The sequence below is a fragment of the Bartonella sp. AA56HLJMS genome (assembly GCF_042197145.1).
In the GTDB taxonomy this organism is placed as follows: domain Bacteria; phylum Pseudomonadota; class Alphaproteobacteria; order Rhizobiales; family Rhizobiaceae; genus Bartonella.
On record NZ_JBHIRL010000011.1, the window covers coordinates 21,337 to 39,798 of the forward strand.

The following is an 18,462-nucleotide window of genomic DNA, read 5'->3' on the forward strand; positions in this document are numbered from 1 at the left end:
CTTCCCCTCAACGGAAACTGCCAAACCCTCATAAGGCAGTATCCAATCCATAAGAGGATGCACTCTAGCCCTCAAAAAGAGTGCATCCTTCCCCTCAACGGAAACTGCCAAACCCTCATAAAGGCAGTATCCAATCCATAAGAGGATGCACTCCGCGCCTTAAAAAGAGTGCATCCTTCCCTTCAAGGGTTTTACTCAATTTTCATCGCATCTCATTTTTATGAACCCTCATTTTTATGAATCCTTGGTCAAAGGCACAAAAAGAAGTTTGCTAGCAACTATTGTATCACCCACCTTATGGGATTCCACTTGCCTACAGAGCTTTCAAACTTTTTTACGCCTTCATAAAATCGAATCTGAAAGAATTCATTAAGGCAATTAAGAGTAAATTTTGTCAAAATATAGACAAAGTTTATTCTTTTTTGTGATTGTTGTATTTTTACTATAGTTATTTAAATCGAATTTATATATGATACGTATCGATATTTATTTATCGAAATAAATATAGGAGAAAAACTATGAATATCAGATATTTTTTCATAGCTGGGGCTATTACAAGTGGTTTAGCTCTCGCGATTCAAAAATCTGATCGTATAGTCAATAAACAACCCTCTCCTATTGTTGCTCCTTATACTATTGAGAAAACAAATTTACAGTTTGTTAAACAAGTAAGGGACACATCGGATACATTGAATATACTGAGAGTCAGTAATAGAAGCGCATCAGAACAAGCATCAATCAACGATATATACGATAAAGCAGAAAATTTATTGAATGCAATAGCTGGTTTTTTAGGATCACTTATTATATATTTCGTACAACTTGTTGCTACTAGAATATAAGATACAAAAAGTTCTTAAAGTAAGGTTATATACATTTTGTATATATTGTAAAATTTAAATAAAAAGGCCCTTTATAAAATGGGGCCTTTTTTAGTTTAATTTTTCCTTTGTTTTAGTTTAGTTTTTATTGTGTTTTTATTTTTATTGGCCAAATATCATCGCCTTCAAAAATGCCATTTTTACTTGTCTCACATCTCAAATGACAAAGGCTCTAACTCCCTAGCTTCGCTCCCATAGCGCTTTCGTTAATAAGGGTCCGCAATCTTCTTGTTCTTCCCAAAAATTCTTCTGTTTTCAAGAAAATGACCATGCATCTCCTACGTCATCGAATTGGCTTCCAGATCTCCATGAAGCAGACTGAAAAACACAAAAACACCATAACTTTTTATATCAATATCACCATACTGAAACACTGTTGAAGCTTAACAAGCGCTGCTTCATTGGCAAGGACTTCTTAAAAAGACAAAAAATACCTCAAAGGCAAAAGAGCTTAACACTGCTCAAAAATGCCATTTTTTGCCTTCCTCTCACCTCAAATGACAAAGGCTCTACCCCCTAGCTTCCCTCCCATAGCACTTTAGTCAATAGAGCTTCCCCATAGCGCCTTTAGTCAATGGACCTTTCCCTCATACCGCTTGAATAAGCGATAATTTATGAGCATTTTCTAACAAAAAAGAGACCGCCTTTAGAAGAGAGTAGAATTTATAATTGATTTTTCTCCTCTATTCTTGAGGATCAAGCCATTTCCAGTCTATTTTTTAAAATCTTGGCTATTATTCTTGATTTTTCGAACCCTTTATTTTGCTCTGGTAAGAAAGGTGTGAAAGCGTCTCAATCATGGCGCTTTCACATCTTTTAAATAAGAGTGCTTTCCTTCAACAGGAGAGTACAACACTAATCAATTTTTATATCCATAAATGCAGGTTCACCATCTTTAATATAAGTAATATCAGGAGCATGTTTTACCCCCTCTGCTTCAAACACGAACTGTTCATCACTCACATCAAATCCTTGTTCCCTTAATTCTTGTTTTTTCTCCTCGACTAATTTTTTATGAAAAGCGCGTTTTTGATTACACGTATTAGGGGATCTCACTCTGAAAAGCTGATAGTCCATGGCTATAGACCACTTCTCAGCAACCCGTTCCAGCAGATCGTAACTGAACTTTCCTTCCCTTTTCACTTCTTGAGCTATCGCTAAAGCGCGTTCCAAATGGACTTTTTCAATGGTTTCATCAAAGCCAAGCTTCTCCCCTGCCGTAAAACTTTCGTCATAAGAAGCTAAAGTCTCAACATCACCAAGTAAGGCAAGAGCAGCAAGATGCAGCAAAGCATAAGGTGCGAGCTCTATGTCATCATCCGTTGCCCAAGATAAAGAGTCTTTTTCCCAAGGGGGAATACCATATTGAGAGCGAAACATTTCATGCAAAGAATCATCTTCCATTGTCCATTTTAAAGTTTTATCGAGTGCTTTCTTTAAAAGCTGGACGCTCACTTTTTCTTCAAAAATTTCCAATCCATTGGGTACAAAATTCATAAATACCGTTGGCACAACCCCAGAATTATGAGGATTAATCGTCTGACAAGCCGCCGCAAAAATACCGCTCATAATTAAAAGTCCGCGATCAAAAGGCGAAAATTCTTCCACTCGTTTCTCGTTATAAAGAAACTGCACTTCGCGATCTGGTAAAAAGAGGGTTGCCAAATAATCTCCCTTTCCCTCGATTTCCACTGACCATCCCAAGCTTTTTAAAAGCCCTGTTGCACTTTCTATCGTGAGAATTTCATCATCATCATAATCGGCAGAGAACTCTTTTTCCTTTAGTTGCAAACGCCTCTTCTGCACCACGGCTTCATCTTTCCAAAACTGCTGCGTTGCAAGATCATTTTCTTTAAGCACTCTTTCCAGCTCGCCTTTCACTTGGAAATTCATTTTCATCCGTTTAAAGACAGAGGTATAAAGAGCTAAAACAAGCATGATAATGATCATGCAAATAACAATCATCACCCAGAATCCGGAATCTAATAGAAATACGGCTATAGGATCACTGTTCATTTTTCCCCTCTCAGTCTTTAAAAAAGCCCGTGCGACAGAGAGCTTATGTGCTCTCGCACTGAGATTGCTTCTTCTCGTTTCTGGATCTTTTTTTCCAATTTTCGCATTATGATGATGCAAAACCCAAATATCACCGAAATCAAGAAAAGTACACAGGCCGTTATGGCTTACGTCATAATAAAAATTATAATATTCCTGCTACCTTGCCACCCTCTTACCTTCCTCACATCTCAAATAGTGAAGATTTTCAAACCACGCCAATCTATAAACAATAGTCACAATTCAGCTTTTTCTTCCTAAAAATTCTCCTATTTTCAAGAAAATGACCCTGCATCCCCACCTTCAATAGGATTCATTTCAAAGCTTGAATGAACAAGGCTCCTAAAAATACGAAAACAACCCATATACCGCGCGCCCCTACGAGCAAAACCGTTCCTTCCTCACGCCTCAAACGATAAAGTAAGTCCCAAGCGCTCACTCTAGGCTCTAAACCCCACGGGCTCTTATTCCCTTTAATCAACACTGATCCATAATCGGCTTTTCTTCCACTCAATGCCACCCAACACTGCTCCTTTAAAGCAATGTTTTACGGACACCCCATAAAAAACACCAAAACATATCAAAGGCAAAATGGTATAGAGAGCAATCCCTATAAAGGCTGAATCTCTCATAATTTCTTCATTATTTTTTCCCTCTCATGACTTCTCAAGCGCTGTATCCTGTTCTTGCAAGACGTTTTTCAGTTCTTTTCTTAAACAGCGATACGTTCTCACCTGCTTAAAGACACCATAATAAAGTTGTAAAATCATCATAGGAATACAAGCAACCCACAGTGTCACGAACAGAAGCACGAGACCGAATATTGTAACAAGAATATCACTCCATTTTTCTCTATCGCCTTTTTTATACCAATCCTTTTGATCGGTTATTTTACCCCGTTGCTGGTTTATTTCTTTCAATTTTTGAGTATTTTTTCTCAACAAAAGCCACAATGTTATGAAGAGTATGTACAGAACTGGAAACAAGACCCAAACACACACTGTAATAACTTGCCAAAACGCACACAGAGAGAGAAAAAGGGGTGTATCCTGCCACCCTGTCAAGTTCTCTTGGCTACCCAAGGATGGGAAAAATAAAATCCTGTTGCACAACTCAATAATGAGCGAGAGGAACCAAATGACACCACACTCTCGCACAGAAAAATAATCTTTCCCAGAAAAATAGCGTAGTTCATTACAAAATGCTGAATAAAATGCTGAATTTTCCCCCTTCATTGCTCTTCCTTTTTTTATGAAAAATGCATTTCTTTATCTCATGCCCGCTTTTTTAAGAACCACGAAAAGTGCGATGCATGGCGCTTCCCTTATTTTCAACACCCCCCCAACTTTCTAAAAGCGCGGTTACTCTTCTCAATGATTAAGAGCATCCTCCTCATTACAAACGAAAATAGGCTCTCCTCTTTGCCTGATAATTTTCCAACCATCCCCTCTTCTTGTGTCACGAGAGCTTCTAAACATTGCCTCTTACCCCTCACGATAGCTACAAAAGCGCCTTGTCACTCTCTTTATCTTACGCGTTTTAGTAGCCGTCTCATTCTACGATACTTTCTCACCTGCTTGAAAACAAAATAATAAAATTCTAAAATGAGCATGACAACACCCGCAGGAAAAAAGACGTTTAGCAGAAATATCAACCAAAGGTATGCGATAAAAAAACTGCTTATTTTTTCTCTATCCTTTTTTACTGGATTATTTTGTTGATCGGTTGTGTGACCCCGTTGCTGGATAGCCTCTTCTAACTGCTGAATCTTTTTTTTCAACAAATACGTTAAGATGAGATAAAGCACCAATAAAACAGGTATCAAGGCAACAACACACACCATGATAACTTCACGCAGCACAAAGAGCGCCAAAAGAGCGCTATCCTGCGATACACTCAACGACCACTTGGATTCTAATGGGATCAAAAGAGCTTTATGACCTATCCCAATAAGGATAGAAATAAGACAAATGATAATATGGTCTTTATAAGAACGAAATGATTTTCCAAAAACAACAGAGCACAGTTTGTTATAAAATGTGGAATTTTCCCCCTTCATTTGCTCTTCCTTTTTATACAACTGTTTGTCCTTGACTTTTATAAGAACACGAACAATCTCTCAAGTAAAATTCCGTCCATTGTCGTCAAACAGAACACCCCCAGAGAACACTCGTATTGCATATTTTATGTTGCCAATAGTTTTGCCAATTCACGTGCTTGTTTTAAAAAAACACCTCTCAACACTTGCAAACCAACGCGTATCACCCCCATTTCATGAACAGCCCCCATGAAGGGGATAACAATAGCGCCCCCATGAATATATCCCCTTACTATAAACTCTATCACCCCTATTGTTTCAGTAAAAAATGTAATCCGGCGCCATTCATATACGCCCCCTGCGGCCTCTACAATAGCCTTACCCTCCCTTGTAATACGGGGCACGCCATAACTCCATTCCTCAACACGGACAACCCCCAATTACCGCTCCTACAACAACCCCACTCCTGCCCCAAAAACAGACATATCTAGGCTTTTACGATAGCCCTTATCCCTTGAAAAGACAGAAGCATTTTTATTCTTTTCTCAATTATTTTCCGCCCACTTAAGACATGAAAAAAGCAACTTCCATTGATTTGCAAATGATCGCGCAATAAGAGCATTTGAAATGAGAAAATCTTACAACTTTCTTATTCCAATTAAAAAGGATCAATGATCATTCAAAATATGACGATATATTCCTTTTTTCATTGGGGATCTTGCAAGCCAATAGCTCAGAATATATTCATCAAAGCGCTTCTAAGACAGAGAGACAGCCGCTACTTTTGAGATCAAGCATTTTAATATTAATGAAAGCACTAACATTCCCTTGCAAGTTTGAGGTGTTGTTTTGTCAACAATCTTGTTAGCATGGACTGATTCTATGATGATGCGATATCATTACAATTGCTCTTTATAAACAGCATAATGATACGCATCATTTTACTCACAATTCTTTATAAGCCTTGCGTTATAGGCTTGTGGGGAAAAGATAAAGGAGAATCCTGTTGAATATAGCAATTATTTTGGGGTCTGTGCGTCAACCTTCCTTAACAAGAACTTTAGCCAATTATTTAGCGGATTGCCTCATAAAGCGGGGTGCATCACTTCATTGGGTTGATTTGCGTGAACAGCCCTTGCCGATGACAGATCCAGATTATCATCAGCAGGTAGAGGCTAATCCAAGTGCTGCGGTCCGTGAGTTTGTCAAAACCATTGCCGCGGCTGATGGCGTTATTCTAGCAAGCCCTGTTTATCAAGGGTCTTATTCGGGTGTTTTAAAAAATGCTCTTGATAATTTGAGCTATAATGCCTTTTTAAATAAACCTGTTGGGCTTATCTCTCATGGGAGTACTGCCAAAAAATGCGCACAACCGTGTGAGCATTTAGTGCCGGTGGTGCACACGCTTTATGGTTATACACTCCAATGTCAAATTGCCTCTTCCAACGAAGATTTTTCCTCAGATGATGAAGGTCGTACTTGGAAAGTTATAAGTGAAGAGGTACAAACCCGTTGTGAAAGACTTGCTGATGAAATGTACACATTTTTAAAGCAACGAGGTGGGATTTAAAGTAATAAGGGAGGGGGCATGAAAAAAAAGGATGCGCACTATCGTTATTTAGTGGTAGGGGGCACTGGGATGCTTGCCCCTTTGTATCAATCACTAGAGCCGCAAGAAGTGATTATTGCTGCACGCTTTCTTTCCCATAAAGTCCAGCTTGAGGCATTGCACAACAAACAGTTGTGCGTGTCGTTGGATTATGATTGTGCGGCATCAAAGGCGCAATTTTTAGAAGCTGTGAAGCAATGGCATGATCTAAAATATTGCATATTATGGATTCATTCGCCCGCCTATGCATTTTCTTGCGCATTAATTGAGCAGTTGGCTCTTTTGCCTAAACCGCCATGTATTCTTCATATTTTTGGTTCCAACACGCATGATCAAATGATCCTCGAGTGCGCGCGCAAAAACAAGGTTGATTTTATCCCCATTCAATTAGGACAAAAAACAACGCCCAAAGGTTTACGACGGCTGCCCCATCAGGAGATAAGCCAACAGGTACTGGATGCCATAAAAAACCATATGAATAAACAAAACTTATGATCAATACCTCTGCTTTGCAAAGAAGCAGTGCCCCTTCAATCTCTATCCATACCCGAACACCCTCTTAAATAACTCATACTCTCTACATCATAGGCTTTGAGAACGAACAATCCCCCTCCCTTACGCCTCTAAACAGCATGCCTATATCAACAGCTCCAAAACCAAACGTTTTTCTATCCCTTCTCACACGGGCTTATCCCCCTCTGACAACCATCACAGCCCTTGACCAACCACACACACCATTTTACAGTTTCACGTTTTTACGATTTTAAAAATTCACAGAAAACAAGCAAACTGCCGATAAACCGCCCCATTAAAGCCTATCACCAGCCTATCATCAGCCTATTACAAACCTATCATCAGCCTATTCATTGCCATCAACCCTTTTCCCCCAACGCCCTCCATTCCCCCATTCCTCCATTACCCCATTCCAATTTTGACGCATTGCACAATCCAACCTTTACGCCTCCATTGACACCTTTTCTCCCCAACCGCCCCACAACCCTCACGGCTCTTGACCAATCACACACCATTTTACAGTTTCACGTTTTTACGATTTTGAAAATTTACAGAAAACAAGCAAACTGCCGATAAACCGCCCCATTAAAGCCTATACAAGCCTATTACAAACCTATCACCAGCCTATTCATTGCCATCAGCCCTTTTCCCCCAACGCCCTCCATTCCCACTTCCCACATTCCAATTTTGACGCATTGCACAATCCAACCATCCTCCATTGGCACCTTTTCTCCCCAACCGCCCCACAACCCTCACGGCTCTTGACCAATCACACACCATTTTACAGTTTCACGCTTTTACGATTTTGCAAATTCACAGAAAACAACAAAACTTCCGATAAACCGCCCCATTAAAGCCTATCATCAGCCTATTACAAACCTATCACCAGCCTATTCATTGCCATCAACCCTTTTCCCCCAACGCCCTCCATTCCCACATTCCCCCAACGCCCTCCATTCCCACTTCCCACATTCCAATTTTGACGCATTTCACAATCCAACCATCCTCCATTGGCACCTTTTCTCCCCAACCGCCCCACAACCCTCACGGCTCTTGACCAATCACACACCATTTTACAGTTTCACGTTTTTACGATTTTGAAAATTTACAGAAAACAAGCAAACTGCCGATAAACCGCCCCATTAAAGCCTATACAAGCCTATTACAAACCTATCACCAGCCTATTCATTGCCATCAGCCCTTTTCCCCCAACGCCCTCCATTCCCACTTCCCACATTCCAATTTTGACGCATTGCACAATCCAACCATCCTCCATTGGCACCTTTTCTCCCCAACCGCCCCACAACCCTCACGGCTCTTGACCAATCACACACCATTTTACAGTTTCACGTTTTTACGATTTTGAAAATTTACAGAAAACAAGCAAACTGCCGATAAACCGCCCCATTAAAGCCTATTACAAACCTATACAAGCCTATCATCAGCCTATTCATTGCCATCAACCCTTTTCCCCCAACGCCCTCCATTACCCCATTCCCCCATTCCAATTTTGACGCATTGCACAATCCAACCTTTATGCCTCCATTGACACCTTTTCTCCCCATATCCTCCCCATAACCATCACGGCCCTTGACCAACCACACACCCTATTACAGTTCCACGTTTTTACGATTTTGCAAATTCACAGAAAACAAGCAAACTGCCGATAAACCGCCCCATTAAAGCCTATCATCAGCCTATTACAAACCTATCACCAGCCTATTCATTGCCATCAACCCTTTTCCCCCAGAGATCAGCGTAAAATAAGAAAAACAATCGATGCCCTCCTCCCAAGCCGTGAAGAAATGGCATGATCTAAAACTTACGCCTCCCCCATGACACGAGCACTACATGCGCTTTTTCAGCGCTGCGTTTAATTGTTTGGTAACCTTGTAATACGAGATCAAACGCTTGATAAAAGAAATATACAGTGCCACAATGGGTATTGTTAAGAAAAAATCAAAAACACCCCCCAGCAGAATGATCAAAATCACCGTCCAAAATGCCGCTATTTCGTAATGCATTTTATCCCCTTCCCTTTATAAATTGATTGATTGGGTTGCTTCAGTCACTTCTTCCAACTGCTGAATCTTCTTTTTCAATCGATGAGTTAAAATTTCACGAAGGATCACAACAACAGGGATCGTTGCAAAAATACATACCGATAAAAAAAACCAGAAAAACAAGAGAATGATAATATATTCAAATCTGCTCTCATCTACCTTAGCAGCTATCCCTTTAGAGAAAATCACATAGACATAAGCTTTGAAAAACATAATGATGAAAGAGAGGCATGCGTGGAGGATATAATCTTTGCGTGAAAAAGCGAGCCATTTTTTTAACGAATAGAAACTTATCTGTGTTTCTAGTGCTAAGTTTTGCGGCACTCTCTCTTTTTCTTTTCCGCTTTTTTCAAAGAAACAAAAATGCTGCGGCTGTTCTTTCATCAAACGTCTTTGTTTTTTCACTCTGTAATAGAGCCTCAAACGCTTGATTAAAGAATAATAAGGCGCCACAATAATCATATTCACAAAAATGGCAAAAACTGTAACTGCATTTAGAAGAAAATATCCAACCGGCAGAAACAAAATAAAAAACGCGATCTCACCCCTCATGCGTATAACCTCATTGATTAATCTCTTGCTGCTTTATTTTTTCTTTTAGTTTTTTCTTTATTTTTTCCAATTTACGCTCTTTAAAACGACAAATGCCCCACAAAATAGGAAGGGGTGTGAGAAGACAAAACCATATCAACACTGGTAAGAGAAAAATAAGAGAACCAATTCCTTCCCATCTTGTCCATTGCAACGGCTGTACCAGAGATTTTGCACCCGCAGGAACTTCTAAAGCCATCATGATAAGGCATGTACAAAACATGATAAAAAAGCGGTGCCCTATTATTTTACACCGTCCCACCCCTTTACGCCTTTCCACTGAAGACACCATAAATTTTCTAAATGAAAAGAAAGACTCTTCAAATGTTGCTTTTTTCTCCTGCATTGTTCCCCTCTGCTTTTACACTTCGCGCTTTTTACGCTCTATTTTTAGGTTTAAGCTCTTTTTAATTTATCTAAACTCTTTATTTTTTCTCAATAAATTTTTTCATCAATCCTAATTTCTACATCCATATATTCTAACTCCCCATCCTTTATGTAAAGAATATGAGGACGATAGTTTTTTCCATCAACCTCACAAATTGCGTCCTTTTCGTAAACAAAATATCCCTGTTGCCTTAATTCTTGTCTTTTTTCCTCGATCAAATTTTCATAAGAATCTCTTCTTCTATTGCACAAATTGGGATCTGTAGCTCTAAAACATTCATAGCTTTCCACCTCCATGGAAAAATCCTTTGCCGCCTGTTGAAGCAAATCGTAACTGGGTTGCTTTGTCTTTTCTACCGCCTGAGCAATCACCATTGCGCGTTCCAGATGCTCCTCTTCGATGCTTGTTTCAAAGCCCAGCTTCTCACCTTCCATAAAGCTTTTCTGATAAGAGTGTAAAGTTTCAACATCGCCCATCAAAGCCAGAGCCGCAAGATAACGCAAGGAATAAGAAGCCAACCGAGGGACCACAGTTTTGTTTTCCCAAGGCAGGATTCTATATTGAGAGTGAAGCATCTTGCCAAGATCAACCTCAGTCATTGCCTCATCTAAAGCTTTCTCGAGTGCACGACGTAAACATCCAACGCTTACCTTTTCTTCAAAAATTTCCAACCCCTTCACATCAAAACTCAATTCAAGAGCAATCAAGCCTCCAGAATTATAAGGGTCTATCGTTTGGCAAGCCGCCGCATGGATACCAGAAACCACCGCAATTGCACAATCAAATCGCGGATACCCCTTCTCAGCATTATAAAGAAACTGCACTTCACGATCTGGTAAATAATAGGTGGCCAAATGATCTCCTTTTCCTTCAATTTCCACCTTCCACCCCAAACTCTTTAAAAGCGCCGTTGCACTTTCCATCGTTAAGATTTCTTCATCAGAAAGAGAAAACTCTTTTTCCTCAGATAACAGCTTAATCATCGGCATTGCTCCACTAGACGGCTCAAAAGCGACAGGTTGTTCAAGCACGCGGCTTAATTCTTTTGTCACTTGGCAATACAGTCTCACCCGCTTGAAAGTAGAGTAATACAATGCCCAAATAAACATCATGACCACAGCAGAAAGCAGCGTGAAAAGCGTCAAGCCCATACCCCACGAGAGTACAACAATAATATCCATCATTTTAATATCTATCATTTTCTCCGCCCCTTCATGCGCTGTTTTGTTGAGAAGCGGTTTTTCTCCGCTTCCAGATTGCTTGCTCCAACATATCGATCTTTTCTTTCAACAGAACCGTGAAAATGATACGAACCACAAAGGCAACAGGGATGAACAAAAAAATAAACCATGATATAAGCTCCATAATTAACGAGAGAGCTGCCACGACATCCCCTTCCCACTCCGCCAACTTCCACCCAAGCAACATGGGTACGAAGCGAAGAGCCATTCTTAAAGCTGCCACAATGAAAGCAATACAAAAGATGACTTTATAATTTTTGCGTGTCAGAAACGCTTCTTCAAGCGCAAAAGTCCGTGGTTCTTTATCCAATGGTGAATTTTTTCCATTGCCCCTCATTTTTTATCCCTCATTTGTTTCAATTTTCAAGCCATTTTCATGAACCAAAGCTTTCGTCCTCACAATGAATGAGAGTTCATCAATATCAAGCGCTTGTATCCCTCATCTTTTATAAAGACAATATCAAGGGTGCATTTTTTTCCATCACCTTCAAACATCACACGAATAGAAGGTCTCTCCTACAACGCATGAGAATATATAAAGACCAGTATTCATTTTCTGCCCGCCCTTCACGCGCTGTTTTGTTGAGAAGCGGTTTTTCTTCGCTGCCAGATTTCTTGATCCAACATATCGATCTTTTTTTTCAACAAACGCGTAAAGATGATACGGACCACAAAGGCAACAGGAATGAGTACAAAAATTAAATCTAATATAACCTGCACGATGCAAAAGAGAACTGTTATGACATCCCCTTCCCACCCCGCCAACTTCCACTCAAGCCACATTGGTATGAAGAGAGCCGTTCTTAAAGCTGCCACAATGAAAGCAATGCAAAAGATGACTTTATAATTTTTGCTTGTCAAAAACGCTTCTTCCAGCGAAAAAGACCGTGGTTCTTTATCCAATGGTGATTTTTTTCCCTTGCCCCTCATTTTTTATCCCTCATTTGTTTCAATTTCTAAGCCATTTTCATGAACCGAAGCTTTCGTCCTCACAATGAATGAGAGCTCATCAATATCAAGCGTTTGTATCCCTCATCTTTTATAAAGACAATATCAGGGGTGCATTTTTTTCATCAACTTCAAACATCGCACGAATAGAAGGTCTCTCCTACAACGCATGAGAATATATAAAGACCAGTATTCATTTTCTGCCCTCCCTTCACACGCTGTTTTGTTGGTAAGCCGTTTTTCTTCGCTGCCAGATTTCTTGATCCAACTTATCAATCTTTTTTTTCAACAAACGCGTAAAGATGATACGGACCACAAAGGCAACAGGAATGAGCACAAAAAGAAGCATTGATATAAAAACCAATATTAATGTTAAAATGAACAGGATATAATTCCACCACCCTGTCAAATCCCACTTAAAAAACATAAAGAATGCCATTATAAAAGCTGACACAATGAAAGCAATGCAAAAGATGACTTTATAATTTTTGCTTGTCAAAAACGCTTCTTCCAGCGAAAAAGACCGTAACTCTTCATCCAATGGTGCATTTTTTCCATTGCCCCTCATTTTTTACCCCTCATTTGTCTCAATTTTTAAGCCATTTTCATGAACCGAAGCTTTCGTCCTCACAATGAATGAGGGTTCATCAATATCAAGCGCTTGTATCCCTCATTTTTTATAAAGACAATATCAGGGGTGCTTTTTTTTCATCAACTTCAAACATCATGTTTTCATCACTCACAGTGTACCCCCTATTATCTTAAGGCTTCTCTTTTCTCCTCGATCAAATTTTCATAAAAATATCTTCTTCTATTGCACAAATTTGGGTCTCTGACTCTAAAATTCTAAGTGCTCTTTTTATTTTCAGGAAGATAAGCTGCTTTCCAAAGAAGAAGCAAACGAGTGCAAGAAAATCGTAACGAAGTTGCTTTGTCTTTATGACGATTTAAATCATCAACAAAACCGGCCCAAATAGATTTTTTCGATATTTTTTTTCAAAACCCAAACTTTCATCTTCCATAAAGCTTTTATGAGAAAGCTGCCAAATGTTAACATCACCAAGCAATGTCAAAACCACAAGGGTGTGCAAGTAAAGAAGAAGCCACTTGAGAGATAGAACAATTTCCTTTCCCCAAGGTGGTGCCCCCATATTGAAAGCCCAAACACGCGGCCAAGATCAACCTCAGTCCCAGATCAACCTCATTCATTGCCCTCATCAAAAACTTCCTCAAGTACACAGCATAAATGCCTTACGCTTACCTCTTCCTCAAGAAATTTCAATCCCTTTGCCTTAAAATCCACCCCTTTGCCTCAATGCCTCGTTGTCAATCTGGCCCCCCCAAAAATGATAAAGCCCTAAAATGATAAGGATTAATCATTTGGCAAGCCGCCGCATGGATACCAGCGTCTCTCACAATTCCATAACCAAATTGCACAAAACCTTTTTCATCCAGAGATGAGAAACTGTCCTTAGCGGTCTCGTAAATAAATAACAGTCTCGTAAATAAATAGATGTCCCTCTTTTCTTTCAATTTTCCCCCTCCACCCCAAGCTCTTTAAAAGCACTGTTACACTTTCTATGGAGCAAAACGTGTGCTTTTGGCTCACCTTCTCTATGCGTCTTGCCTCTCCACCTGCAAGAAAATGGGCTTTTTTTCCCCAAACACCAAAATATCTTTTGCTTTAAGTATAGATTTTTCGCTCTCAATATCGCTTGGTAAGACACATTTTTATGCTTGATAAAAAGAAAATAAGTTACAAGATTTTCTCTCTTTAAGAGAACAGAAACAGCAAGTGAAACCCAAGAGCAGCCTCTCTTCACTTTCCCCTCAGCACTCAAGCAAGAATCCTACTCAAGCAAGAGCCTCAATTCTTTTCAAAACACGACACAAATATAAAAAGGCATAAAACGAGAAGTGTCCCCCATGCTCCTTAATGAACAAGTCAAAGGCAAGGCTCAATAAAAGCCCTCTTCACTTTCCTCTCAGCACTCAAGCAAGAGCACCAACTCAAGCAAGAGCCTCAATTCTTTAAAAAAACACGACACAAATATAAAAAAGCATAAAACGAGAAGTACACCCATGCACCTTAATGAACAAGTCAAAAGCAAGGCTCGAAAAAAAGCCTCTCTTCACTTTTTCCCCTCGCTCACTTCCCCTCGCTCACTTCCCCTCGCTCACTTCCCCTCGCTCACTTCCCCTCGCTCACTTTCCCCTCACTCACATCGTATAATATGACGGGAGCTCCTTTCTGCTCAACCTCTTCTTCTAATTGCCGTATCATTTTGTTCAACTGACGTGTCACGATAAAACGCATAATAAAAACAATCGGTAAGAATAAAAAAGTACAGGCAAGCAGCCATGCTAGTGGCTCGAATACGACAAGAGAAACAAAGTCCTGCCCTCTCCATATCTTAACGACAACAGTTATAACTATTGGAGCAGTCGCCATGACCGTAGAAAGATAGAATATTTTTTTATAGTCTTGCCAAACAAGAGAAAGCTGTTTTTTATCAAACATTCTGCTGCTTTTTTATTTTGGGGAGATCTGTCTTAAGGCGATATCGCGTTCATTAAGCACGCATTTCAGTTCCTTTTTCACGCGACAATAAAGCCTCGCACGCTTGATAAACAGGTAATAAATGACAACGATTGGCGCCCATATTAAAACATTTAAAAGCGTAAAGAACAGGAAATAACAGGCTATTAATGTTATAAGACTACTCGTCATTTTGTCCCCCTACCACATTCTGCATACGAATTGCCTGATCGCGTTGTTGTATCGCTTCTTCCAATTGTGGAAGTATTTTGTTCAATTTTCTCGTTAACTTCATGCACATGATCCCAATGATCGGAGAAAAGAGAAGAATCCCTAACCATAGAAGGCCATAAATAATGCGACCTATTGAAAACCGCGGTATTATAAAACTGACCATACTATCCTTCCACCATACCAAATGTACGATAGAGAAAGCAAATTGCAAAACGGTAAAGAGGATAAAAATAAAAAGAATTATTTTACATTCTTTTGAATAAAGAGGCAGAGATTCTTTAAAATTAAGAAAGCGTATTTTCGCATCAAGGGTCTTATGCGTGAGATTGTGTCTTTTCATTTCTCCCAGATCGTTGCGCAACTGTTGTATGGCTTGCTTTTGTTGCGTCGTACTCTTTTTCACGTCTTGAGCGAGTTTAAAAGACAACTTCATATGCTTGATCAACAGGTAAGGAAGCCTGATCATAACCATAAACATTAAAATGGCAATAATGATGCCCCCTAAAAAAGCCAAATGTTGTAGTATTATAATGCTCACTTTTTTCCCCTATCACATTGATGTGAAATTATCATTTTCATTCTCTTCTCAAACAAATGTTTCTAATCTCTTTGCTGTTTTTTTCACGCCATAATGAAGGAAACTATGGAGAATTAAAATAACAGGCAAAGTGATAGCACTACAGACCAAAATAAACAAAAACGGCAGCGCAATAATCAATAACAAAAAAAACAATGGATCATTGTGTGAAACAGTCGCATATCGTGCAATAAAGGACAAAAAAAGCGTAGCCCATATAAAAAGCGCAACTGCAATGAAAGCCATCCAAGAGATTATTTTATAGTCCTTTTTTGAGAGAAGCAAAGATTCTTGAAAAGAAAAAACTCTAAACTGTGTTGCAAGAACTGTATTCTGTCCTCTACCCTCTGCCTGATTATGCCTCAAATTCTGCGCTGTCCCCTTTTTTAATTTTCTTCGCATCTTACATAACAGTACTGCCCGTTTTATCAAAGAATAATAAATGGACAAGATGGTCTTCACGGTAGAAAAGAGTATCATGCTCCACGCAGAATAAATAACGATAACTATCCCTAAGGAGATCAATAATGTAGTTATTAAAAGAGGCATTATAGAAGTGATCACTTTTCCCCCCTATCATATTTTGTTGAGAGATTGGTTGTCTAGCTGTTGCTGCTCTGGCAATGTTTCCCACAGCTTCATCATTTCCTTCGCATCCCGTTTAGAAATGGCGTTAAAAATAGAAAAGAGCGGAAACAACACGAAAAGGACGCCAAAAATTATTTGCGGTAAGAGACATAAAAAAGCCCAAACACCATTCCACCCGAAGTTACGAAGAAATTCGATCGCAGGAATCTGTATAAAACTCTGACTCATTTCTTGAAAATCTTCTTGTTTCATTTTTCCCAGTGCTTGGAGCTGTTCCTTGGATATAACGTGAAAAAATTCCAAAGGTCTCATATAGGCAGACGCGGAAAAAAGCACCAACAAGAGGATAGCCAAACAACAAATGATGATATAATCGCCTGTTGAAAGAGCCGTCAATTTTTTGAAAGCTTCTGATTGATCCAACACTGGCTGCGATACAAAAGCCTTATCTCCCTTATGGGCAAATTGATGTTGTGATTTATCTTCGATCATACGGATACTCCCCCCACTTCTAAAATTCCCACTCTTCAATATTCGATAGCACGCCACCAGCGCGGTAAATTCGCTTAGCACCCTTCTCAGAGTAAAGCAAGCACTATAATCTCCCTTCTAAATATTTTATTCATTTGCCCTATACGCGCTTATACATGCGCACTTACAAGCCAAAACACCCCTTTTTCCAAGGTGGTGCCCCCATCTTGAAAGCCAAGCACGCGGCCAAGATCAACCTCAGTCCCAGATCAACCTCATTCATTGCCTCATCGAAAACTTCCTCAAGTACACGACACGCCCTACGCTTACCTCTTCCTCAAGAAATTTCAATCCCTTTGCCTTAAAATCCACCCCTTTGCCTCAATGCCTCGTTGTCAATCTGGCCCCCCCAAAAATGATAAAGCCCTAAAATGATAAGGATTAATCATTTGGCAAGCCGCCGCATGGATACCAGCGTCTCTCACAATTCCATAACCAAATTGCACAAAACCTTTTTCATCCAGAGATGAGAAACTGTCCTTAGCGGTCTCGTAAATAAATAACAGTCTCGTAAATAAATAGATGTCCCTCTTTTCTTTCAATTTTCCCCCTCCACCCCAAGCTCTTTAAAAGCACTGTTACACTTTCTATGGAGCAAAACGTGTGCTTTTGGCTCACCTTCTCTATGCGTCTTGCCTCTCCACCTGCAAGAAAATGGGCTTTTTTTCCCCAAACACCAGAATATCTTTTGCTTTAAGTATAGATTTTTCGCTCTCAATATCGCTTGGTAAAACACATTTTTATGCTTGATAAAAAGAAAATAAGTTACAAGATTTTCTCTCTTTAAGAGAACAGAAACAGCAAGTAAAGTCCAAGAGCGGCCTCTCTTCACTTTCCCCTCAGCACTCAAGCAAGGATCTTACTCAAGTAAGAGCCTCAATTCTTTAAAAAAACACGACACAAATATAAAAAAAGCATAAAACGAGAAGTGCACCCCATGCTCCTTAATGAACAAGTCAAAAGCAAGGCTCAACGAAAGCCTCTCTTCACTTTCCTCTCGCACTCAAGCAAGAGCACCAACTCAAGCAAGAGCCTCAATTCTTTAAAAAAACACGACACAAATATAAAAAGGCATAAAACGAGAAGTGCACCCCATGCTCCTTAATGAACAAGTCAAAAGCAAGGCTCAACGAAAGCCTCTCTTCACTTTTTCCCCTCACTCACTTTTCCCCTCACTCACACCGTATAATATGATGGGAGAGCTCCTTTCTGTTCAACCTCTTCTTCTAATTGCCGTATCATTTTGTTCAACTGACGGGTCACGATAAAACGCATAATAAAAACAATCGGTAAGAATAAAAAAGTACAGGCAAGCAGCCATGCCAGTGGCTCAAATACGACAAGAGAAACAAAGTCCTGCCCTCTCCATATCTTAACGACAACAGTTATAACTATTGGAGCAGTCGCCATGACCGTAGAAAGATAGAATATTTTTTTATAGTCTTGCCAAACAAGAGAAAGCTGTTTTTTATTTTTGAGAGATCTGTTTTAAGGCGATATCGCGTTCATTCAGCACGCATTTCAGTTCCTTTTTCACACGGCAATACAACCGCGCACGCTTGATAAACAGGTAATAAATGACAACGATTGGCACCCACAATAAAACATTTAAGACCATAAAGAACAGGAAAGAAAAGGCCATTAATGTTATAAGACTACTGGTCAT

General features: G+C 39.7%; 28 protein-coding genes. 3 read left to right on the plus strand and 25 right to left on the minus strand.

Annotated features, from left to right (window positions below; genetic code table 11):
• Nucleotides 1–518 precede the first annotated feature (518 nt).
• On the plus strand, nucleotides 519–842 hold the full coding sequence (locus ACFINI_RS06700; protein WP_375613621.1) for a hypothetical protein: 324 nt from the start codon (nucleotides 519–521) through the stop codon (nucleotides 840–842).
• Between the two features lie 894 nt (nucleotides 843–1,736).
• Here the strand turns inward: ACFINI_RS06700 and ACFINI_RS06705 are convergent.
• The 5 genes from ACFINI_RS06705 to ACFINI_RS06725 all read right to left on the minus strand — a co-directional run bounded on the left by ACFINI_RS06705 (nucleotide 1,737) and on the right by ACFINI_RS06725 (nucleotide 5,414).
• Nucleotides 1,737–2,897: a DUF6990 domain-containing protein gene (locus ACFINI_RS06705; RefSeq protein ID WP_375647028.1), complete on the minus strand. Its 1,161-nt coding sequence runs from the start codon at nucleotides 2,895–2,897 to the stop codon at nucleotides 1,737–1,739.
• 352 nt (nucleotides 2,898–3,249) lie between these two features.
• Entirely contained in the window at nucleotides 3,250–3,456 is a 207-nt protein-coding gene (locus ACFINI_RS06710) for a hypothetical protein (RefSeq protein ID WP_375621755.1), read from the minus strand.
• Nucleotides 3,457–3,592: 136 nt separating this feature from the next.
• Nucleotides 3,593–4,171, minus strand: a complete 579-nt coding sequence (locus ACFINI_RS06715; protein ID WP_375647030.1) for a hypothetical protein — start codon at nucleotides 4,169–4,171, stop codon at nucleotides 3,593–3,595.
• 290 nt (nucleotides 4,172–4,461) lie between these two features.
• Complete coding sequence (locus tag ACFINI_RS06720) at nucleotides 4,462–4,797, minus strand: hypothetical protein (RefSeq protein WP_375647032.1); 336 nt, start codon at nucleotides 4,795–4,797, stop codon at nucleotides 4,462–4,464.
• A 323-nt stretch (nucleotides 4,798–5,120) separates the two neighbouring features.
• Nucleotides 5,121–5,414 (minus strand): hypothetical protein, encoded by a 294-nt coding sequence (locus ACFINI_RS06725; protein ID WP_375630077.1) that lies wholly within the window; start codon nucleotides 5,412–5,414, stop codon nucleotides 5,121–5,123.
• 566 nt (nucleotides 5,415–5,980) lie between these two features.
• On the opposite strand from ACFINI_RS06725, the gene ACFINI_RS06730 reads away from it, so the two are divergent.
• Nucleotides 5,981–6,544, plus strand: coding sequence for an NADPH-dependent FMN reductase (locus ACFINI_RS06730; RefSeq protein WP_375621749.1), 564 nt, complete (start codon nucleotides 5,981–5,983; stop codon nucleotides 6,542–6,544).
• Between the two features lie 18 nt (nucleotides 6,545–6,562).
• The gene (locus ACFINI_RS06735; RefSeq protein ID WP_375647037.1) at nucleotides 6,563–7,078 is read left to right on the plus strand and encodes a short-chain dehydrogenase; all 516 of its coding nucleotides are present in this window, start codon (nucleotides 6,563–6,565) and stop codon (nucleotides 7,076–7,078) included.
• Between the two features lie 377 nt (nucleotides 7,079–7,455).
• On the opposite strand, the gene ACFINI_RS06740 is transcribed toward ACFINI_RS06735, so the two are convergent.
• The 20 genes from ACFINI_RS06740 to ACFINI_RS06835 all read right to left on the minus strand — a co-directional run bounded on the left by ACFINI_RS06740 (nucleotide 7,456) and on the right by ACFINI_RS06835 (nucleotide 18,462).
• Nucleotides 7,456–7,611, minus strand: a complete 156-nt coding sequence (locus ACFINI_RS06740; RefSeq protein WP_375647042.1) for a hypothetical protein — start codon at nucleotides 7,609–7,611, stop codon at nucleotides 7,456–7,458.
• 109 nt (nucleotides 7,612–7,720) lie between these two features.
• Nucleotides 7,721–7,876: a hypothetical protein gene (locus tag ACFINI_RS06745; RefSeq protein ID WP_375647046.1), complete on the minus strand. Its 156-nt coding sequence runs from the start codon at nucleotides 7,874–7,876 to the stop codon at nucleotides 7,721–7,723.
• 91 nt (nucleotides 7,877–7,967) lie between these two features.
• The gene (locus tag ACFINI_RS06750) at nucleotides 7,968–8,168 is read right to left on the minus strand and encodes a hypothetical protein (protein ID WP_375647052.1); all 201 of its coding nucleotides are present in this window, start codon (nucleotides 8,166–8,168) and stop codon (nucleotides 7,968–7,970) included.
• Nucleotides 8,169–8,277: 109 nt separating this feature from the next.
• Entirely contained in the window at nucleotides 8,278–8,433 is a 156-nt protein-coding gene (locus ACFINI_RS06755) for a hypothetical protein (protein ID WP_375647046.1), read from the minus strand.
• A gap of 33 nt (nucleotides 8,434–8,466) precedes the next feature.
• Entirely contained in the window at nucleotides 8,467–8,694 is a 228-nt protein-coding gene (locus tag ACFINI_RS06760) for a hypothetical protein (RefSeq protein WP_375647057.1), read from the minus strand.
• Nucleotides 8,695–9,135: 441 nt separating this feature from the next.
• A complete protein-coding gene (locus ACFINI_RS06765; RefSeq protein ID WP_375613851.1) occupies nucleotides 9,136–9,711 on the minus strand; it encodes a hypothetical protein in 576 nt (191 codons plus the stop codon).
• Nucleotides 9,712–9,721: 10 nt separating this feature from the next.
• Nucleotides 9,722–10,096, minus strand: a complete 375-nt coding sequence (locus ACFINI_RS06770; protein WP_375627743.1) for a hypothetical protein — start codon at nucleotides 10,094–10,096, stop codon at nucleotides 9,722–9,724.
• Between the two features lie 89 nt (nucleotides 10,097–10,185).
• Nucleotides 10,186–11,322 (minus strand): DUF6990 domain-containing protein, encoded by a 1,137-nt coding sequence (locus tag ACFINI_RS06775; RefSeq protein ID WP_375647161.1) that lies wholly within the window; start codon nucleotides 11,320–11,322, stop codon nucleotides 10,186–10,188.
• A gap of 28 nt (nucleotides 11,323–11,350) precedes the next feature.
• Nucleotides 11,351–11,716, minus strand: coding sequence for a hypothetical protein (locus tag ACFINI_RS06780; protein ID WP_375627744.1), 366 nt, complete (start codon nucleotides 11,714–11,716; stop codon nucleotides 11,351–11,353).
• Nucleotides 11,717–11,946: 230 nt separating this feature from the next.
• Complete coding sequence (locus ACFINI_RS06785) at nucleotides 11,947–12,309, minus strand: hypothetical protein (protein WP_375647064.1); 363 nt, start codon at nucleotides 12,307–12,309, stop codon at nucleotides 11,947–11,949.
• 229 nt (nucleotides 12,310–12,538) lie between these two features.
• Nucleotides 12,539–12,895, minus strand: a complete 357-nt coding sequence (locus tag ACFINI_RS06790) for a hypothetical protein (RefSeq protein WP_375647068.1) — start codon at nucleotides 12,893–12,895, stop codon at nucleotides 12,539–12,541.
• A 379-nt stretch (nucleotides 12,896–13,274) separates the two neighbouring features.
• Complete coding sequence (locus ACFINI_RS06795; RefSeq protein WP_375647073.1) at nucleotides 13,275–13,478, minus strand: hypothetical protein; 204 nt, start codon at nucleotides 13,476–13,478, stop codon at nucleotides 13,275–13,277.
• A gap of 175 nt (nucleotides 13,479–13,653) precedes the next feature.
• On the minus strand, nucleotides 13,654–13,860 hold the full coding sequence (locus tag ACFINI_RS06800; RefSeq protein WP_375647077.1) for a hypothetical protein: 207 nt from the start codon (nucleotides 13,858–13,860) through the stop codon (nucleotides 13,654–13,656).
• Nucleotides 13,861–14,518: 658 nt separating this feature from the next.
• A complete protein-coding gene (locus ACFINI_RS06805; RefSeq protein WP_375647081.1) occupies nucleotides 14,519–14,848 on the minus strand; it encodes a hypothetical protein in 330 nt (109 codons plus the stop codon).
• Between the two features lie 199 nt (nucleotides 14,849–15,047).
• Nucleotides 15,048–15,638, minus strand: a complete 591-nt coding sequence (locus ACFINI_RS06810; RefSeq protein ID WP_375637946.1) for a hypothetical protein — start codon at nucleotides 15,636–15,638, stop codon at nucleotides 15,048–15,050.
• A 48-nt stretch (nucleotides 15,639–15,686) separates the two neighbouring features.
• Entirely contained in the window at nucleotides 15,687–16,043 is a 357-nt protein-coding gene (locus ACFINI_RS06815; RefSeq protein WP_375637945.1) for a hypothetical protein, read from the minus strand.
• A gap of 210 nt (nucleotides 16,044–16,253) precedes the next feature.
• A complete protein-coding gene (locus ACFINI_RS06820; protein ID WP_375647091.1) occupies nucleotides 16,254–16,757 on the minus strand; it encodes a hypothetical protein in 504 nt (167 codons plus the stop codon).
• A gap of 374 nt (nucleotides 16,758–17,131) precedes the next feature.
• A complete protein-coding gene (locus tag ACFINI_RS06825; RefSeq protein ID WP_375647077.1) occupies nucleotides 17,132–17,338 on the minus strand; it encodes a hypothetical protein in 207 nt (68 codons plus the stop codon).
• Nucleotides 17,339–17,972: 634 nt separating this feature from the next.
• A complete protein-coding gene (locus tag ACFINI_RS06830; RefSeq protein ID WP_375647096.1) occupies nucleotides 17,973–18,206 on the minus strand; it encodes a hypothetical protein in 234 nt (77 codons plus the stop codon).
• 58 nt (nucleotides 18,207–18,264) lie between these two features.
• Entirely contained in the window at nucleotides 18,265–18,462 is a 198-nt protein-coding gene (locus ACFINI_RS06835; RefSeq protein WP_375647100.1) for a hypothetical protein, read from the minus strand.

What these genes read in the sequence shown, in the direction of transcription:
- ACFINI_RS06700 (WP_375613621.1), top strand. Translation starts at nt 519, where the DNA reads ATGAATATCAGATATTTTTTCATAGCTGGGGCTATTACAAGTGGTTTA.
- ACFINI_RS06705 (WP_375647028.1), bottom strand. Translation starts at nt 2,897, where the DNA reads ATGAACAGTGATCCTATAGCCGTATTTCTATTAGATTCCGGATTCTGG.
- ACFINI_RS06715 (WP_375647030.1), bottom strand. Translation starts at nt 4,171, where the DNA reads ATGAAGGGGGAAAATTCAGCATTTTATTCAGCATTTTGTAATGAACTA.
- ACFINI_RS06735 (WP_375647037.1), top strand. Translation starts at nt 6,563, where the DNA reads ATGAAAAAAAAGGATGCGCACTATCGTTATTTAGTGGTAGGGGGCACT.
- ACFINI_RS06740 (WP_375647042.1), bottom strand. Translation starts at nt 7,611, where the DNA reads ATGGTGTGTGATTGGTCAAGAGCCGTGAGGGTTGTGGGGCGGTTGGGG.
- ACFINI_RS06745 (WP_375647046.1), bottom strand. Translation starts at nt 7,876, where the DNA reads ATGGTGTGTGATTGGTCAAGAGCCGTGAGGGTTGTGGGGCGGTTGGGG.
- ACFINI_RS06750 (WP_375647052.1), bottom strand. Translation starts at nt 8,168, where the DNA reads ATGGTGTGTGATTGGTCAAGAGCCGTGAGGGTTGTGGGGCGGTTGGGG.
- ACFINI_RS06755 (WP_375647046.1), bottom strand. Translation starts at nt 8,433, where the DNA reads ATGGTGTGTGATTGGTCAAGAGCCGTGAGGGTTGTGGGGCGGTTGGGG.
- ACFINI_RS06765 (WP_375613851.1), bottom strand. Translation starts at nt 9,711, where the DNA reads ATGAGGGGTGAGATCGCGTTTTTTATTTTGTTTCTGCCGGTTGGATAT.
- ACFINI_RS06770 (WP_375627743.1), bottom strand. Translation starts at nt 10,096, where the DNA reads ATGCAGGAGAAAAAAGCAACATTTGAAGAGTCTTTCTTTTCATTTAGA.
- ACFINI_RS06775 (WP_375647161.1), bottom strand. Translation starts at nt 11,322, where the DNA reads ATGATGGATATTATTGTTGTACTCTCGTGGGGTATGGGCTTGACGCTT.
- ACFINI_RS06780 (WP_375627744.1), bottom strand. Translation starts at nt 11,716, where the DNA reads ATGAGGGGCAATGGAAAAAATTCACCATTGGATAAAGAACCACGGACT.
- ACFINI_RS06785 (WP_375647064.1), bottom strand. Translation starts at nt 12,309, where the DNA reads ATGAGGGGCAAGGGAAAAAAATCACCATTGGATAAAGAACCACGGTCT.
- ACFINI_RS06790 (WP_375647068.1), bottom strand. Translation starts at nt 12,895, where the DNA reads ATGAGGGGCAATGGAAAAAATGCACCATTGGATGAAGAGTTACGGTCT.
- ACFINI_RS06795 (WP_375647073.1), bottom strand. Translation starts at nt 13,478, where the DNA reads ATGGGGGCACCACCTTGGGGAAAGGAAATTGTTCTATCTCTCAAGTGG.
- ACFINI_RS06805 (WP_375647081.1), bottom strand. Translation starts at nt 14,848, where the DNA reads ATGTTTGATAAAAAACAGCTTTCTCTTGTTTGGCAAGACTATAAAAAA.
- ACFINI_RS06820 (WP_375647091.1), bottom strand. Translation starts at nt 16,757, where the DNA reads ATGATCGAAGATAAATCACAACATCAATTTGCCCATAAGGGAGATAAG.
- ACFINI_RS06830 (WP_375647096.1), bottom strand. Translation starts at nt 18,206, where the DNA reads ATGGCGACTGCTCCAATAGTTATAACTGTTGTCGTTAAGATATGGAGA.
- ACFINI_RS06835 (WP_375647100.1), bottom strand. Translation starts at nt 18,462, where the DNA reads ATGACCAGTAGTCTTATAACATTAATGGCCTTTTCTTTCCTGTTCTTT.